We start from the raw sequence: 17,316 nt of genomic DNA on the forward strand, positions 1-17,316 counted from the left end.
GTCCTTACTTCACTGCACCGACGGCGATGCCGCGGGTGAGAGTCCGTTGGAAGACGAGGAAGAAGACGATCGCCGGGAGGACACCGAGCAGCGCGGCGGCGTTGGTCATCGTGGCGTCCATCAGGCGCTGGCCCTGGAGGACGCCGAGCGCCACCGACACCGTCTGGTTGTCGTTGGAGATCAGCATGACCAGGGGGAGGAGGAACTCGTTCCACGTCCAGATGAAGAAGAAGACCATCAGCACGCCCAGCGTGGGCCGGCTGACCGGGACGATGATCCGCCACAGGATCTGCCAGGAGTTGGCGCCGTCGATCCGCGCCGCCTCGATGATCGCGGGCGGGAACTGCCCGAGCACGGACGACAGCAGATAGGTGCCGAACGCCGCCTGGATCACCGTGAACACGATGATCACGCTGAGCCGGGTGTCGTAGATCCCGAGCTCCTTGCACAGGTAGTACACCGGGTAGACCAGCGCCTCCTGCGGGAGCATGTTGGCCAGCACGAAGAAGGCGAGCACCCAGGTGCGGCCCTTGATGCGGCCGACGCCGATGGCGTACGCGTTGAGGATCGACAGACCCACCGCGAGCACCGCCACACTGCCGCTGATCAGCACCGAGTTGAACAGCTTCTGGCCGTAGTCGACGCGCTCCCAGAAGTCCTTCAGACCGTCCAGGTAGAGGCCCTTGGGGAGGCTGAGCGGGCCGTGTGCGGAGTACTCCGCCGGTGACTTGATCGCGTTGAGCGCGACGATCAGGAACGGCAGGATCATGAAGACAGCCGCGATGCACAACGCCAGCAGCACCGGCATCCGGCGCAGTCTCGCCGTCATGAGCGCACCCCCTCCTCCGCGTCCTCAGCGCGGGTCTGGAGCTTCAGCCCGAGCAGCGCCAGGGCGAGGATGATCACGGTCAGCACGGTGGAGATCGCCGCGCCGTAGCCGACCTGGGTCTTCTCGAAGAAGGTGGAGAAGGAGAAGTACGACGGCACGTCCGTGGCCCCGCCGGGACCGCCCTTGGTGAGCACGTAGACCGCGCCGAACACCTTCAGGGCGGCGATGGTGCACCAGGTCAGGACGACATAGATCTCGGCGCGGATCTGCGGCAGCGTGACGTGCCAGAAGCGGCCCCACCAGCCGGCGCCGTCCAGCTCGGCCGCCTCGTGCAGCTGCGGGTCGACGCGCTGGAGACCGGCCATGAAGATGACCAGCGGGAAGCCGATCTGCACCCAGACCATCACCGCCATCACGCTGTACAGCGCGATGTCGGGGTCGCCGAGCCAGTCCTGCTGCCAGGAGCCGAGGCCCACCGCCTTGAGGAGGGCGTTGAGGGAGCCGTTGTCCGGGGCCAGGATCCAGCTCCAGACGATGCCCGCGACCGCGATCGGCAGAACCTGCGGAAGATAGAAGCAGGCCCGCAGAATCGCGGTGATCTTGCTGCCGAAGTGCTTGCCGATGTAGTCGAACAGGGCGGCGGCCAGGACGAGTCCGACCACGGTCGGGATGCCGGCCATGGCGACGACCATGAACAGGCTGTGCCGGAACGACGCCCAGAACTCGCTGTCGTCCATCAGCTCCCGGTAGTTGGCGAGCCCGGTCCACTTCGGGCTGCCCACGCCCTGCCAGTCGGTGAACCCCACATAGGTGTTCATCACGAACGGCAGGACGATGACCGCCGTGAAGGCGATCACGCCGGGCACCAGGTACAGCGCGTAGGGGGAACGGGAGCGGCGGGGCGGGGCCCCGGCGGGCCTGCGCCCGCCGGAGACCCGTCCGCCTCGTTCGGCTTTGACCGTCATTGCTGCGGTACGCCCTTGTCGTACGCCTTCTGGAGGTTGCTGAGGTACGCGTCCGGCTTCTCACTGCTGGTGATCAGCTTCTGCGTCTCGGAGACCAGGACGTCGTAGAAACCGGCGACCGGCCAGTCCGGATAGAAGGCCAGCCCGTCCTTGGCGGACAGGTTGTTGAAGTTCGATATCAGCGCCTTGGACTGCGCGTCGGTGATCGCGGAGGCGTCCGCGGCGACCGGCACGCCGCCCTTGTTTCCGAGCAGGTTCTGGATCTTCTTCGACATGGTGATGTCGATGAAGTCGTAGGCGAGGTCCTTGTTCTTGGCGCCCTTGGGGACCACCCACAGGTTGCCGCCGGAACCCAGCGTCAGATTCGTGCCCGGGAACAGCGACGAATCCCAGCTGAACTTCGCGTCGGACTGGAAGCGGCCGAACCACCAGCTCCCGGAGAACAGGATCGGCGACTTGCCCTGCAGCCAGGACACGCCCGCGTCCTCGGCCTTGGTGCTGCTGGAGGTCTTGCTGATGTAGCCCTTCTTCACCCAGTCGGCGAAGGTGTTCGCGGCGTAGGTCCAGGCGGCGTCATGGAAGTCGGTCTTGCCCTTGTACAGCTCGTACTTGTCGACCCACGAGCGGTCGGCCTTGGTGAGGGCGAGCTGGTACAGGTACTGCTGCGCCATGTACTCGGCACCGGCGTTGGCGAGCGGGGTGACACCCTTGGCGACGAACTTGTCCATGGCGGCGGTCAGTTCGTCGAACGTAGTGGGCTCGGCGACGTTGTACTTCTTGAACAGGTCCTTGTTGTAGAAGACCATCGTGTACTCGGCGTAGTTGGGCACGCCGTACCACTTGCCGGAGCCCATCACGCCGCTGGTGTCGTACTGGCTCGTCGTCCTCACACCCGCGCTGAGCTTCTTGTCCCAGCCGCGCTTGGTGGCCTCCGCCGTCAGATCGGTGAGCAGCCCCTGCTTGGAGAGCAGACCCGCGGTCGCGTTGCCCTTGTTGTACTCCATGATGTCGGGCGCGTCGGAGCTGTTGAGCACCATCGGCGCCGTCTTCTGGATCTGTTCGAAGCCCTTCTCCTCGAACTTCACCTTCACACCCGGGTGGGTCTTCTCGAACTCCTTGATGGCGGCGTTCCACGCCACGCCCATCGCGCTGTCCGGGCCCTCGTAGTGCCAGAGCTTCAGAGTCTTGCCATCGGACGAACCACTGTCCGAGCTGCCGCAGGAGGTCAGGAGCAGCGATCCGGACAGGATCACCGCCGCAGCCACCACACGCCTTCGTGTCGTCAACATCCCGTTCCTCCAGGGAGGGAAGTTCAGATGGGGTAGTCGGGGTTGGTCGGGGGTTTGTCGGGGTGTAGCCAGGGTGTAGCCGGGGTGTAGTCGGGGTGTCACGCAGCGTCTGTCGAATCGATTCGATGCGTAACGTCGAAGCGCTTCGACAGGGGAAGGTATGTGGGGGCTGTGAGCGCGTCAATGGGTGCGGTGGGAATTGGGACTATCGGACAGTAAAAACCGCGGATGCCGTACGACGGGCCGAACGATTCGATGGTTTCGATGCGGCGGCCACCTGGCATTTAGGACAGCCGCTGTCCGCCATCGTCCTTAGCCTGGCGACACGGCAGGGCAAGGCAAACACGAATGGAGGGCAGCCATGGCAGAGATCGTTCTGGTCCCAGGGTTCTGGCTCGGAGCGTGGGCATGGGAAGAAGTGACACCTGAGCTGAGAGCGGCGGGACATGACGTCTATCCCCTCACGCTGACCGGCCTGGCCGACCGCGCAGCCGAGGCCACCCCCGATGTGGACGTCTACACACACATAGACGACATCGTCCGTCTCGTCGACGACAACAGTCTGCGGAACGTGGTGCTGGTCGGGCACAGCGGAGCGAACCTGCCGGTCACCGGCGCCGCCGACCGGATCCCGGAGCGCATCGCACGGATCGTGTACGTGGACACCGGTCCGTTGCCCGCCGGCATGGCTGTGATCGACTTCAATGAGCCCCAGAAGCAGGAGGAGTGGCGCAAGCAGGTGGCGGAGAAGGGGGACGGCTGGCGGCTGCCGGTACCGCCGTTCGACCCGGCAGCAGATCCGGACAACCTGGCAGGACTCACCAGCGAACGCCTCGCGCGCATAGTCAAGTCGGCCACACCGCAGCCGTTCGCGACCGCCACTCGCCCCCTGGACCGTCCCACGCCGCCGCCGGACACGCGCTGCTCGGTGATCGCCTCGACCTTCACCCCCGAACAGGTACGCATGCTGGCCGACAGCGGCAACCCGGTCTTCGAGCCGATGGCTGGGATGGACCTGCACCACCTGCCGACCGGACACTGGCCGATGTTCTCCCGGCCGATCGAACTGGCATCCCTGCTGGACGAGATCACCCGCTGACCGGCGTGCAGCAGGCGCTGAATTTGCTGATCATGGAGCACAAGGCCACCCGCGTCCACCGAGGCACCACTACCAGCGACGGCGGGATGAGGGTCGAGGAAGTCACTGTCATCGGCCCCGGACCAGGACAGGAAGCCCCCGGGACCCTGGAGGTTTCACCGGCCCCAGCGCGAGGAGATGCGGGCCCGCACCTCTCGACGCGTCAGCACGTGGCAGACCAGGCCCGCCATGCGTGAACCCATGCCGACGCCATCCCGGGTAGAGGGCTTCATGACACGCGTGTTCGGAGTGTCGCTCGGGGCGGCGAAAGCTGGTGTCGGCAGGTGAGGGCGCCCGTATGCTGGCCGTGTACCGCGTGCCGGGGTTACACCGAGACCGCTGGGCGGACGAGGAGGTGAAGGGGAATGAGCGTCGCCTTCGATCACACCGGGCCCTGGACCGTCGCCGACGTCCTCGCCCTACCTGAAGATCGCACCACCCGCTACGAGCTGCTGGGGGAGTCCCTCGTAATGTCCCCTGCACCCGGTGTCCGCCACCAGCGGGCCTCGTTCCGCCTCCATGTCGCCCTGGACGCGGCCGCCCGGGCTGTTGGTGCGCCGGTGGAGATCCTGGAAGGCGTCAACGTCGTCCTGCCGTCGGGCTTGGTCGTTCCCGACCTGGTGGTGGCCGATGCCGGCGCGACCGCCGATGATCCGGTCACTGTCGATATCGGCGCGGTCCAGCTCGTCGTCGAACTCGTCTCCCCCGGCAACAGCACCATGGACCGCAAGGTCAAGCCCATGCTGTACGCCGAGGCCGCCATCCCGCACTTCTGGCGGCTCGAGTTCGATCCTGCCCCGATGCTCGTCATCTACGAGCTGCAAGGCGGCCGATACGTGGAGCGGACGACCGCACTCGCGGGCGCGACCACCCACCTGGACGCCCCCTTCCCCATCGCAATCGATCCGGCTGGACTCTCCCGGCAGTAGTTGCCGTCAGACGGCAACGTTGACGGCAACCGAACTCGTCAACGGCGTACGCCGACGGACTTCCGCAGACTCACCGACCGACGCTGACCTGCGAAAGCGAGATCTTTACGGTCAGGACCGTGCCCGTGGCACCGGATGCGATGGTGTCGACGACATCGCGTCGGAGGCTGACTGGAGGTCCGGTCCTTCGAGGTAGCACAAGCCATTGTTGATCAGGATGTCGACGCGGTCGGTGTGCTGGGTGACGCTGGACGCGAAGTCGCGGATCGAGGCGGGATCCGTCAGGTTGCAGGCACAGGCGTGGACCCGCTGCTCGGTCTCCGATATCAGGCGGAGAATGTCGGCCAGGTCCAGCCCGGCCGTATCCGCCGGGGCCAGGCCGAGCCGGGCGAGCACAGCGTCGGAGGCGGCGAACGTCGCCTTTGCCTCGGTACTCGGCAACGGGCGCAGCCCGTGCAGCCTCCGCTGCGGCCCCTGACTATCGAGGCCGGTCACTGGGCCGCCTCCGCCGCGACCAGCTCCAAGCGGACGGCACGGCAGGCGACGCCGTCGGGAAGCTGACCGTTGAAGGTCCGCGCCCACGGAGTGGCGAACAGCTCCACCGGCCGCACCATCACGCCCGGCTTCGGCCAGCGGACGCGAGGCCCCCCGGGGGCCGCCAAGGCCGAGCGCACGCGTCACGATGTGAGCCTTGGCGGCCCCCGGGGAACCCTGGCACGGCGCTGCCCGACCGACGAGGGACGCCTCCCGCTCAGGCCCGGACGCTGCCAGGGCCCGGCTTCGGGCCGCCCGCCTGCGCGGGCTGCGGAGGCAAAGGTCGCTGCTCCAGGACGCCGAGGGGGCCTACGTGCCAGGCTGGGGCAGGCAGCACGCGACTACGAAGACCTGCGGTACGCGGTGGAACACCTCAGTCCTCGCCAGGCCCGCCGCCTCCGCCTGATCATCAGCCAGGACGAAGAGTTCGCCGATGTCCTCCCGCCGCGAGCGCAAGAGCAGACTGACGAGGCGGACGACGAGGGTGACCTGCTCCCGGCCAGCTTCCTCGCTCTCGCCGGCAGCATCGACGCCCCCGCCGACTACGCAGAGAATCACGACGCCTACATCGCAGCCCGCGGCGACCGGCGCGGGAGTGCCGCCGAGTGACTATCACGATGGTTGTACCTCTCTGACGCGGGGCCAGGCACCGGTGAGGTGCCCGGCCGCTGGGATGGGTCAGCGTGCGACCTCGAAGGCGGTGGCCTGGGGGACGAACAGCGTGTCGCCGTCCTTCGCCGTTGCCAGGGCCGAGACCTTCCACGTGCCCGGGTCCAGGTCGGCCGCGTCCTTCGTGGTGACCTTCAGCGTGTAGACACAGTGGGTGGTCTCGTCCGAGGTGCTGCGGCATGTGGCGCTCTCCACGTGCCGGAGTTCCGCCTCGTTCGGGTCGAGCTTCGAACTCGCGGGCCACACCAGGACCTTGAGGCCGCGGATGCCTGAGTCGTCGCTCACGTCCGCGGCGAACGTGAACGAGCCCGCCTTGTTGCCGGACGGGGCGGTGTAGTGGGCCGAGCCGTTCTTCAGGGTCGGCTTGCTGTTGGTCGAGGCCATGGCGTAGCCGCCGGCCGCCACCGCGCCGAGAGCGGTGATGCCGATGAGGGACGAGACGACGATGCGCTTGGACATGGAAATTCCCCCTTGGGATGGGTACGGAGCAGGACCGGTGTCCGGTGACCGATGCTGACCGGTGGGCCTGCGGGTCGTGGCGGGACGGCGCGGTCCGCCCGAAGGTGATGAAGAAACCGCTGGTCGAGCTAGTTGCGAGCCGATGTCCGGCCGCCTTCCCGATGCGATCGAGACTAGGCCGCCGCGTGCCGCGCGGTCCTCGGGCGACCGGATGATTGCCGCGTCCAACCTGGGATAGAGGAGATGCACGGGCTGTCCACCGGCTGACCGGGCATCGTCGCGTCTGCACCTCAGGTTAGAGAACGGAATCCCCCTCCAGCCGGAGCCCGACCGCTCACCTGCCGCCATAGCCTTTGGCTGCTATGAAGCGAAATGACGACCGGCTGCTGCCGGTGCTGTTGCTCTGCGCCCAGGCACTGGTGTGGCCGGGTGCGGCGTTCGCGCGCGGAGAGGTCCCGGCGGCATCTCACCTCCTCGTGGACGCCCTTGTCGCCGGGACGGTGACGGCCGTACTCGCACTGCGTCGCACCCGCCCGGTGGCCGCGCTCGTCCTGGTCGCCGCCGCCTGCGCGCTGGGCGCGGGTCCGCTGCCCGCAGGGGCGATGGCGGTTCTGGGGACGGCGGGGGTGGCGTTGGCCCTGTTCACCGTGGCTACCGAACGCGACACGTTCACCGCCCTGTTGTGCGTGACGGCGCTTGCGGCGTGGCAGCTCCTCCACGGCCTGTCGCTGCACGGGCTCAGCGACCCCGATGGCCTCGACCTGGTTCTCACCGCCCTGCTGTACGTGGCCGCGTGCGGTGCCGGCCTGTTCGTACGGCGCCGACGACGCGCCTCGCGGGCAGCCGAACAACGTCTGCAACGGGCCGAGTCCGAGCGCCACCGCCTCCCGGCAGCGGAACGACGCCGTATGGAAAGGGAGTTGCACGACGTCAGCGCCCACCATCTGACAGCCGTCGTGGTCACGGCGGGCGCGGCCCTCGGGTTGCGCGACCGTCGCCCCCAACTGGCCGACGAGGCGCTGCGGTTCGCCATCGACACCGGCCGCGAGGTCATCCGTGCGCTCGGCGCGGTGCGGTCACCCACGGCCTCGCGCGACGAACTTCCCTCACCCCGGGAGCGGTTGCTCGATCTGGTCGCGGGATTCGGCCGCGTCGGCAGGCAGGTGGACTGCGAGATCGACGACCTCCCCGAAGGGGCCGTCGCGGACGCGGCGTACGGCATCGTGCGCGAGGCGCTGACCAACGTGGTACGACACGCACCGGGTGCGCACACAAGGGTGCTGTGCCAGTACAGCGACACGCGGACGGACGTCGTGGTCACGAGCACGGCGCCGCCCGAGGGCGCGGCGACCCATGGCGCCGGCCTCGGCGGGGGACGCGGCCAGGCCTTCCTGCGGTCCCGGGCCCGGGAGGCGGGCGGCACCCTGACCAGCGGGCCGACGGCGGACGGCGGCTGGGAGGTGCGCGCGGTCCTGCCCGGCCGGACGGCCACCCCGGTGGAGCGGTCCGCCCCGAGGAGCTACCGCCTCGCACAGCTGGCGGCGGCGGCCGGTCTCGTCCTGCAGTCGCTGCTTCCGGTGCTGGTCATCCGGTCGCAGAGTGCGGCGAGCGGGCAGCGGGTGTCGGCGGGGGTGCTTTTCGCCCTGCTGGCGGCGGCCCAGGCGGTTGCCCTGCTGTGGCTGCGGCGGACGCCGCGCGTGTCCCAGGGCGTCCTGCTTGCCCTGGCCCCGCTGTGGCCGGTGGCGATGACGGCGGGGGAGTACGGCGGCCCGGTCCTGCTGCCACCCACGCTGAGCATGCTGGCCACGTGCGTGGCGGTCGCCACGGCCGCCGAAGCGCCAGCGAGCCTCCCAAGGCGCCCATGGCTCCCATGGTTCTTCCCGGCCGCCGTAGTGGCGGTGCATGGGGCGTCCGCGACCGCAGCCGTACTGGAACGGGGCACCGCGCTTCCCACCTGGGCGGTTGCTGTGGGCACGACGGCCGGGGCGACCTTGGCGACCGCCGCAGCCCACCGCTACGGAGCCCTACGAGGACGACGCGACCGCAGCGACCGGGACACCCGGGAGGAACATCTCGCCGCCTGGACCGAGGAAGCCGTCCGGGACGCCTGGGCCGAGCGCCGCAGGATCGCAGCCGGACTGGAGACCACCGTGCTGTCACGCGCCGCGGACATGGTCGCGGAGGCGGAGGAGGGCCGGCTCGAAGCGACCGCTGAGCGAGCCCGCGAGGCCCTGGCGGCGATGCGAGCCCTTCTCGACACGGTCCGGGAGAGCAGCGGCGGCCCGGAGCCCGAACTGCATCCGCAACCCACCCTTGAGGCCTTGGACCTGCTCGCCCAGCAGTGTCGGGCCACCGGTCGCGAGGTGGAGATACGGCTGACCGACCGTGTACCGGAACACCTGCCCACAGCGGTGGACCTGGCCGCGTACCACGCTGCCGAGACGATGCTGGCGTCCGGCGACGAGGAACCCGCGGTACTCGAACTCGACGTGGCGGACGGTACGTTGACGCTTACGGCCACCGGGGTCCCGGGCGTCGGCAGGCCTGCCGTACGGGACCGTCTGGCGGCGCGGGTCGCGGCGCTCGACGGCGCCCTGACCACCGGCCCGGCGGGAACGGCCCGGCTACGGCTGCCCCTCGCCCCGGGCCCGCATCCGGCCGCCGCTGCAGACGAGAAGAGGGAAAGATGAGCCTCAGGGTGCTGGTAGCCGACGACCAGGGCATCGTACGGGCGGGATTCGCCGCGGTCATCGACGCCGAGGAGGACATGACGGTCGTCGGAGAGGCAGCCGACGGCGCCGAAGCGGTTCGGCTCACCGGCGAGTTGGCACCCGACGTAATCGTGATGGACGTCCGGATGCCCGAGTTGGACGGCATCGCCGCGACCCGAATCATCGCGGGCAGAGAGAACGCACCCCGCGTCCTGGTCCTCACTACCTTCGACTTGGACGCGTACGTGTTCGACGCGCTGCGCGCAGGCGCATCGGGCTTCCTCCTGAAGGACGTGTACCCCGCCGAACTGCTGCAAGGCATAAGAGTGGTGGCCGCCGGTGAGAGCGTCCTGGCACCCTCGGCGACCCGCCGCCTGATAGGCCACTACGCCTCGGAAACCGTTCCGGCCCCCGCATCCGGGCGCACTCCCCCCGGCCTGCACGACCTGCACAGCCTCACCGAACGCGAACGGCTGGTCCTCTCCCTGGTGGCGTCCGGCCTCAGCAACGCGGAGATCGCTGAGCAACTCGGCATCACCGTCGGCACGGTGAAATCCCACGTGAACGCCCTACTGCGCAAACTCGGCCTGCGTGACCGCGTACAGGCGACGATCCTCGCCTACGACCTGGGCCTGGCCCGCCCGAACCCACCCGGCTCCCGCCCCTGACCCCACAGAAGAAAGCCTCCGCCATGCCTGCCTTCGCCCGTTCCCTGACCCACCGACTACGCCAAGCCCTCACCGACGTCTTCGCCCTCAGCTACCTCGCGATCTGCGCTGCCCTGTTGATATGGGCGTTGGTCGTAAGCATGGGTACCACCGCGGACGGCGCGATGGCGATGGTCATCCCCTTGTTCGCCACCGCGCCCACCTGCCTGGTGCTGCTCACTCTCCCGGGCGGCTCAGAGGTGCTCATAGCGGCAGTCGTCGTCGGCGCGCTGCTCAACGCCACACTCATCGGCTGGTGCGCCCGAACCCTGCGTCGGGGCCGGGACTCGGTGTCTTGAACTCCGGCATCCGGTGATCACACCGGTGGGCTGCGGCCTGCGGCTTCAGCGGTGAGCTGCGGGGTGTCATGAGTGGCTGCGGGCCACTTCCGGCTCGTGCTGCGGCGTGTGGTCGTCGTGGGGAAGCAGGAACGGCGTGTGGTCCATTCGCATGCAGCGTGATGGCCGCTCGGCCAATCTCTTTGTAGCAACCTGACCGATTGGTATAGTTTTTCTTTCAAAGTTTGGAAAAATTTTGAAGTTGGTTGAGGGGCTCGTCGGTGACTCAGGCTTCGGCTGGCGCTGGGGCTCTACGTGTGCGAAAGGTGCATCGAGGGCAGCCGTGACGTGGTTCCGGCGCAGCAGTTTTCATCCCCCTTGATGATCACTTGGGTTTAGCGTGGGCGCTCCTGTGATTTGCGGCGGTGCGTTGTAGGCCTTCCGTAAAGATCGCTTCGTTCTGTTGGCTCCGTGCTACGGAGCGTCAGAGAGGAAGCTGATCATGAGTCATAGACCTGCGTTTTAAAGCAGGTTGAGAAGAGGTCGGGTCCGGCGGTTGCGGCGGACGGCAATCGCTGTGGTGCTGGCGATGGCCGTGGAGACGGCGCTGTTAGCACAGGACACCGGGGCGGCGTTTGCCGCGGATACCGCTGCTTCGGCATCCGACTCCACATCCTCCGATTCCGGAAAGTCGTTGGGGTCTGCGGAGGCGAAGGACGAGGCGTCGGCGGTGCTGATGGCCCGTTTGCAGGACCGGAAGATCGAGGTGCTGTCCGCGCGGGCGGCGGATGCGACGACGTACGCGCTGCCCAGCGGTGAGCTGGAGACCGAGGTGTCGGCCGGTCCGGTGCGGGTGAAGCAGGGCGGCAAGTGGAAGGACATTGACACGTCGCTGTCCGACTCCGGCTCCGATCTCACCCCGGCTGCCGCGGCGGCGGACATCGCGGTCTCCGACGGCGGCGACACGAAGCTGGCATCGGTGGTCAAGGGCAAGGAGTCTTTCGGGCTGGGTTGGCAGGACACGCTGCCCGCCCCGTCAGTGAAGAACAGCACGGCCTCCTACGACCTGGGCAGTGGGCAGACGCTGTCCGTGACCGCGCTGGCGCAGGGCTTCTCGGAGAACATCAAGCTCACCCTGCAGCCCGACAACGGAACCGTCTCCTACCGGATCCCGCTGGACCTCAACGGCCTGAAGCTGTCCCAGGCCGATTCCGGGCACCTGCTGCTGAAGAACAGCGACGGTGACCTGATCGCCGAGGCACCGGCCCCGATGATGTGGGACGCCTCCAAGGACCCCGCCTCCGGCGAGTCCGCCCACCGGCACAGCGTCGACACGAAGATCAAGACCGCATCCGACGGCTCGCAGACCCTGGTCCTCACCCCGGACAAGGACTTCCTGGCCACCGCCACCTACCCGGTGACCGTCGACCCGACCACGACCCTCGCGGTCACCACCGACACCTGGGTGCAGAACCCCGACTACCCCGACTCCCAGGTCTCCTCCCAGGAACTGAAGTCCGGCACTTACGACTCCGGCACGGACACGGCACGCTCGTACCTGAAGTTTGAAGTGTCGCCGTTCACCGGCAAGCACATCACCGCCGCCACCATGTCGCTGTACAACTACTACTCGGCCACCTGCTCCACCTCCGGAGCAGCCACGGTTGCGAAGCGGATCACCTCGTCGTGGTCCTCGTCGTCGATCACCTGGGGTGCGCAGCCGACGACCACCACCACCGGGGCGGCCAACAACACTGGACACTGGGGCTACGACTCCTCTTGCCCGGCCGCCTGGTCGAACTGGAACCTGCAGTCGATCGTGCAGGCGTGGGCGGACGGCTCCACCAACTACGGCCTCCAGGTCCGCGCCGACAGCGAGAGCGACTCCACCACCTGGCGGCGCTTCCGGTCCGCGAACTACACCACCTCCGGCTACGCGCCGAAGCTGGTCGTGACCTACAACTCGTACGCCACGACAAGTTCGCTCGCGATCTCGCCGAGCTCGGTGAACGCCTACAACGGTAGGCGATATGTGACGACCTACACGCCGACGCTGTCGGCGAAGGTGACGGACGCGGACGGCTCAACGGCCAAGGCACAGTTCGAGATCACCAACGACCCGTCGTACAGCGGTGAGACCTCCTACTCCTACACCGGTATTTCGTCCTCGGTGGCCTCCGGCAGCACTGCGACGCTGACTGTCCCGAGCGCGAGCCAACTGGCCGGGGCACACCTGCGGATGCGGGTGCGCGGCTACGACGGTACGGACTACGGGGCATGGTCGTCGTACATCTACTTCGTGCCGAACGTCGCCAAGCCCGCCGCCCCGACGATCTCCTGTGACCCGTACAGCGAGAACACGTGGACCGCGAAGGCCGACAGCGGCGCCACATGCACCCTCGACACGTCCTCCACGGACGGCATGGGCTACTACTGGGGCCTCGACGACACCCTCGTGCCGGGCCGTGCCTACGACACCACCGACGGCAACGGCGGCGACCCGCTGACCATCACGATCAAGCCGGGCGAGGACTGGCACAAGCTGTACGCCAAGACCGTCGACTCAGGCGGCAACATCTCGTCCTCCGCGACGACGTACGCCTTCGGTGTCGGTGGCGGCGTCGGCCTGCTGACCCCGGGCGAGGGCGACAGCGCCGTCCGCCGCGTCAGCCTCACCTCCACCGGTAAGACCACCTACACGGGTGTCACCTACCAGTACCGGCGTGGTGAGACCGACTCCTGGACCAGCATCCCGTTCGTGGATGTTACGAAGTCCTCCGACGGCTCGGCCATTTCGGCCTGGCCGGTTGCCGTGTCCAGTGGCTCGCCTGCGGCTTTGACGTGGAATGTCGCCGACTCGCTTTCGCAGGACGGTTCCCTGGACATCCGGGCGGCTTTCACCGACGGCACGACCTCCGCCTACTCGCAGCCGCACACGATCACCGTGGACCGCAACGCAGGTTCCGCCCCGAGCGATGATATCGGCCCCGGCTCGGTGAACACCCTGACAGGTGACTTCACCCTGTCTGAGGCGGATGTATCAAGCTTTGGTCTGTCGGTATCGCGTACCGCGTCATCACGTGGCCCGACGGCGGGTAGTGATACCCCTGGACAGGCCGCTATTTTTGGTCCGCAGTGGGCCTCCGGAGTTTCCGCTGGTGCAGCGGATTCCGATTGGGCATATCTCAAGCGCACCTCGTCCACTTCAGTGGCCGTGGTCGACGCGGAGGGGGGAGAGGTCGGATTCACCGCCACTTCATCCAAGGGATGGAAGGCAGCCCCGAGCTGGGGAGACCTGACCCTGACCAGCATGGACAGCTCGGGAAACACGACGAACGATGGGACTGCGATCTCGACTTTCAAGCTGAAGGACGACGAAGGCACTACTACGACGTTTGCGAAGGTCGGTTCGGCTGCCCTGACTTGGCAGGTTTCCCAGTCGTCCCTGCTGACAGAAGACTCCAGCACTGAAGTCGTGTCGGAGCAGGACCCGAACAGTTCCAACACCAACCCGCTGGCCCGCCCGAAGTACATCATCGCTCCGACATCGGCAGTCTCCGCGTCAACGTGCAAGACCACGCCGTCCACAACCGGGTGCCGGATGCTTGAGTTCGTCTACGCCTCCTCCACCACTGCAACCAATTCGGCCTTCGGTAACTACGCCGGCCAGGTCAGCCAGATCAAGGAATGGTCCACTGATCCGGGCGCCTCGGCGGCAACTGCCATTGTGATCGCACAGTATGCGTACGACGACGCGGGTCGGCTGCGCCAGGAGTGGGATCCACGGATCAGTCCGGCACTGAAGACCGCCTATAGCTACGACTCGGCAGGCCGCGTCACCACCCTGACGGCACACGGAGAACTGCCGTGGACGTTCGCCTACGGCAACGCTGGCAGCTCGGCCACTGCAGGAGCGGGCATGCTGCTGTCGGCTTCCCGCCCGAAGCTGAAGCAGGGCGCCAAGACAGAGACGGACGGCACGGCCACCACCAGCGTCGTCTACAGCGTCCCAGTCAGCGGCGCCAAGGCGCCGAATGCCATGAGCGCCTCGGACGTCGCAGCGTGGGGCCAAACCGACGTACCAACCGATGCCACCGCCGTCTTCCCGGCAGATGCGGCACCGCCGTCCAACACGGGCGACGACTTGGCCGCCTCTGGCTATCAGCGGGCCACGATCACCTACGCGGACGTCTCCGGCCGAGAGGTAAATACTGCCACCCCGGGCGGCCATATCGACACCACCGAGTACGACCGCTTCGGAAACACGACCCGTGAACTCACGGCTGCGAACCGGGAGCTTGCTCTGGGTGCAACCGATGCCCAACAGACAGAGCTGGCATTGCTGGACATCGGCCAGGACGCCATCGCCGACCGTGCAGAGCAACTCTCGACCATCTCGGTCTACTCCAGCGACGGGCTGCAGAAGACCGCAGAGTACGGCCCGCTGCATTTGGTCACCCTGACCTCCGTACTCAAGGCTGGGTCCGGCGGAACCGACTTGCCCGCCGGTACACACATCCCCGCCCGGCAGCACATCACTACGTCCTATGACGAAGGACGGCCCACCGACGGCACTGCGTCCGTGACCAACCAGGTCACTACGACAAAGACCGGCGCTGACGTGAAGGACTACCCTTCCGACGCGGACATCCGCACCGTCACCTCCACGTACGACTGGGCCAAGGGCCTGCCCACCACAACGGTGACCGATCCCAACGGCCTCGCCATCACCAAAACCACCTCGTACGACGCGCAGGGCAGAGTGACGACGGCACGGCAGCCCAAGTCCGACGGCACCGATGCCGACACCACAGTGAGCACCTACTACTCAGCAACCGGCAGCGGCACCTGCAACGGACACCCAGAATGGGCCGACCTGGTGTGCACCACCGCACCAGCCGGTGCGATCACCAACGGTGGTTCCAACCCGTCTCAGCTGCCTACCAAAACCTACGAGTACGACCGCTGGGGCAACACCAACAGGATCTCGGAGTCCGTCGGCGGCGTCACCCGCACTACGACAACGAGCTACGACAACGCAGGCCGCGCCCTCAAAACCGCAATCAGCGGCGGCGCAGGCACCTCGGTGTCGGATGTCACCACCACCTACGACACCGACACCGGCCATGTGGCCACAGTGACCTCAAACGGACAGACCATCAGCCACACCTACGATGCCCTCGGGAGGGAGGTCTCCTACAACGACGGCACGGGCAACATCACCACCACCGCATATGACTTGCTGGACCGCGTGGTGAAGACCATTGACTCCGCCCCGTCCACCACCACCTACACCTACGACACCTCCCATGACCCACGCGGCCTGGAGACCTCCCGCACCGACTCGGTCGCCGGCACTTTCACCGCGACCTACGACGCCGACGGAAACCTGGCCACACAGGCCCTCCCCGGCGGCTACACCCTCACCATCACCCAGGACGAAACAGGCGCCCAGACATCCCGGATCTGCACGCGAGACAGCGACAGCACCATCGTCGCTTCCGACAGCGTCGACCCCGACGTCCAAGGCGAGGCCGTCACTGACACCAACACCAATGGCCAGACCCGGGAGCGCAGCTACTCCTACGACGCGGCTGGCCGCTTGAGCCGAACGGACGACACGAACCCGGACGGAGCCTGCACCCGCCGCGGCTACACCCTCGACAGCAACACCAACCGCACCGCCTTCGCCACCTCGACCAGCGATGTCGGAGCAGCCTGCACATCCACCGGCGCCACCACCACCTCCTACAACTACGACAGTGCCGACCGGCTGGTTTCCTCCGGAACGACCTACGATGCGTTCGGCCGCACCACAACTCAGGCGTCCGGAGCCACGATCGGCTACTACACCAGCGACCTCGTACGACAGGAGGCCGTCAACGGAGTCCGCCAGACGTGGGAATTGGATGCAACCTGGCGCCTGACCTCCTGGACCACCGAAACACAAGGCAGCGATGGCACCTGGACCCAGACCAGCGCCAAAGCCAACCACTACGGCTGCGGCTGCGACAGCCCGACCTGGACCGCCGAAGACAGCAGTGGCACCATCACCCGCAACGTTCAAGGCATCGACCGCAGCCTGGACGCTGAAACTCGGGCCTCAGGCGACACCGTTCTGCAGCTAACGGATCTTCAAGGCGACGTGACCGTGGAACTGCCACTGGACACCTCGAAGACCGCGGTTGTGCAGGCGTATGACGAATACGGCAACCCCGAGGACAGCACAGCCGCCACCCGCTACGGCTGGCTCGGCGGACAGCAGCGTTCCGCTGACACTGTCACGGGCGCCGTCCTCATGGGCATTCGTCTCTACGACAGCACGGTCGGCCGCTTCTTGAGCCGGGACCCGATCACGGGCGGCAACTGCAACGCCTACGAGTACACCTGTGCCGATCCAGTGAACAGCACAGACCTCAGTGGCAAGTACGTCGACCCCACTCCGGCGCTGCCCAGGTGCCGTAGCTTTGTCGATTACCTGGGGAATGGCTACAAGACACAGGTAAAAATCAAGCATAATGGGAGCGGGGGTTTTATTGTACGGCTCGACATGTGGGGACCTAAGAGTAACTACAAGCAGCATGTATCGGGCGAGAAAATCCGCATATGGATACTCTCCAGTGCGATGTCGCATCCAGCGGCAGGTCGTAACAAGGCCTCCGCGTATTGGCATGCGCACACGCAGATAAATCATGCTAAACACGGGCAGGTCATCAACTTCTGGGGTGAAGCAAGCGCCTACGGGTACGACTGGGACGGGACGTGGCAGTCGGGGGCGGTATTCTCCCACGCCTGTCGCATGAAGTAG

The 17,316-nt window shown here is 67.0% G+C and carries 12 protein-coding genes and 1 pseudogene; 7 read left to right on the forward strand and 6 right to left on the reverse strand.

Translation table 11 applies throughout. The features are described from left to right. Positions 1-4: 4 nt before the first annotated feature. The 3 genes from ACSYGN_RS24825 to ACSYGN_RS24835 are packed head-to-tail and all read right to left on the reverse strand — an operon-like array spanning position 5 to position 3,083. On the reverse strand, positions 5-829 hold the full coding sequence (locus ACSYGN_RS24825) for a carbohydrate ABC transporter permease (RefSeq protein WP_460399203.1): 825 nt from the start codon (positions 827-829) through the stop codon (positions 5-7). Further along, positions 826-1,794: a carbohydrate ABC transporter permease gene (locus ACSYGN_RS24830; protein ID WP_460399205.1), complete on the reverse strand. Its 969-nt coding sequence runs from the start codon at positions 1,792-1,794 to the stop codon at positions 826-828. The genes ACSYGN_RS24825 and ACSYGN_RS24830 overlap by 4 nt, the downstream gene beginning before the upstream one ends. Next, positions 1,791-3,083 carry an ABC transporter substrate-binding protein gene (locus ACSYGN_RS24835; RefSeq protein WP_460399208.1) on the reverse strand — a complete coding sequence of 431 codons (1,293 nt, stop codon included), beginning with the start codon at positions 3,081-3,083 and terminating at the stop codon, positions 1,791-1,793. The genes ACSYGN_RS24830 and ACSYGN_RS24835 overlap by 4 nt, the downstream gene beginning before the upstream one ends. Before the next feature lie 361 nt (positions 3,084-3,444). Here ACSYGN_RS24835 and ACSYGN_RS24840 point away from each other — a divergent pair, with 361 nt between their 5' ends. Together ACSYGN_RS24840 and ACSYGN_RS24845 are read left to right on the forward strand one after the other, a co-directional pair. Beyond that, entirely contained in the window at positions 3,445-4,182 is a 738-nt protein-coding gene (locus ACSYGN_RS24840) for an alpha/beta fold hydrolase (protein WP_460399210.1), read from the forward strand. A 404-nt stretch (positions 4,183-4,586) separates the two neighbouring features. Then, a complete protein-coding gene (locus ACSYGN_RS24845) occupies positions 4,587-5,150 on the forward strand; it encodes a Uma2 family endonuclease (RefSeq protein ID WP_460399212.1) in 564 nt (187 codons plus the stop codon). Positions 5,151-5,253: 103 nt separating this feature from the next. Here ACSYGN_RS24845 and ACSYGN_RS24850 read toward each other — a convergent pair. After that, positions 5,254-5,462 (reverse strand): annotated as a pseudogene (locus tag ACSYGN_RS24850) (SDR family NAD(P)-dependent oxidoreductase); the annotation flags it as partial. A 585-nt stretch (positions 5,463-6,047) separates the two neighbouring features. Between ACSYGN_RS24850 and ACSYGN_RS24855 the strand changes: the two are divergent. Further along, positions 6,048-6,293, forward strand: a complete 246-nt coding sequence (locus tag ACSYGN_RS24855; RefSeq protein ID WP_460399214.1) for a hypothetical protein — start codon at positions 6,048-6,050, stop codon at positions 6,291-6,293. Positions 6,294-6,362: 69 nt separating this feature from the next. On the opposite strand, the gene ACSYGN_RS24860 is transcribed toward ACSYGN_RS24855, so the two are convergent. After that, positions 6,363-6,812, reverse strand: coding sequence for a DUF5707 domain-containing protein (locus tag ACSYGN_RS24860; protein ID WP_460399216.1), 450 nt, complete (start codon positions 6,810-6,812; stop codon positions 6,363-6,365). 362 nt (positions 6,813-7,174) lie between these two features. On the opposite strand from ACSYGN_RS24860, the gene ACSYGN_RS24865 reads away from it, so the two are divergent. Genes ACSYGN_RS24865 through ACSYGN_RS24875 form a run of 3 tightly spaced genes read left to right on the forward strand, consistent with a single transcriptional unit; the run spans position 7,175 to position 10,529 of the window. Continuing rightward, on the forward strand, positions 7,175-9,502 hold the full coding sequence (locus ACSYGN_RS24865) for a sensor histidine kinase (RefSeq protein ID WP_460399218.1): 2,328 nt from the start codon (positions 7,175-7,177) through the stop codon (positions 9,500-9,502). Next, the gene (locus tag ACSYGN_RS24870; RefSeq protein ID WP_460399220.1) at positions 9,499-10,191 is read left to right on the forward strand and encodes a response regulator; all 693 of its coding nucleotides are present in this window, start codon (positions 9,499-9,501) and stop codon (positions 10,189-10,191) included. The genes ACSYGN_RS24865 and ACSYGN_RS24870 overlap by 4 nt, the downstream gene beginning before the upstream one ends. Before the next feature lie 23 nt (positions 10,192-10,214). Further along, complete coding sequence (locus tag ACSYGN_RS24875; protein ID WP_460399222.1) at positions 10,215-10,529, forward strand: SCO4225 family membrane protein; 315 nt, start codon at positions 10,215-10,217, stop codon at positions 10,527-10,529. Positions 10,530-11,030: 501 nt separating this feature from the next. Here the strand turns inward: ACSYGN_RS24875 and ACSYGN_RS24880 are convergent. Continuing rightward, a complete protein-coding gene (locus tag ACSYGN_RS24880) occupies positions 11,031-11,495 on the reverse strand; it encodes a hypothetical protein (protein WP_460399224.1) in 465 nt (154 codons plus the stop codon). Here ACSYGN_RS24880 and ACSYGN_RS24885 point away from each other — a divergent pair. Then, positions 11,488-17,316 (forward strand): DNRLRE domain-containing protein, encoded by a 5,829-nt coding sequence (locus ACSYGN_RS24885; RefSeq protein ID WP_460399226.1) that lies wholly within the window; start codon positions 11,488-11,490, stop codon positions 17,314-17,316. The two genes, ACSYGN_RS24880 and ACSYGN_RS24885, sit on opposite strands and share 8 nt — an antisense overlap.

The organism is Streptomyces sp. YIM S03343, assembly GCF_054729195.1.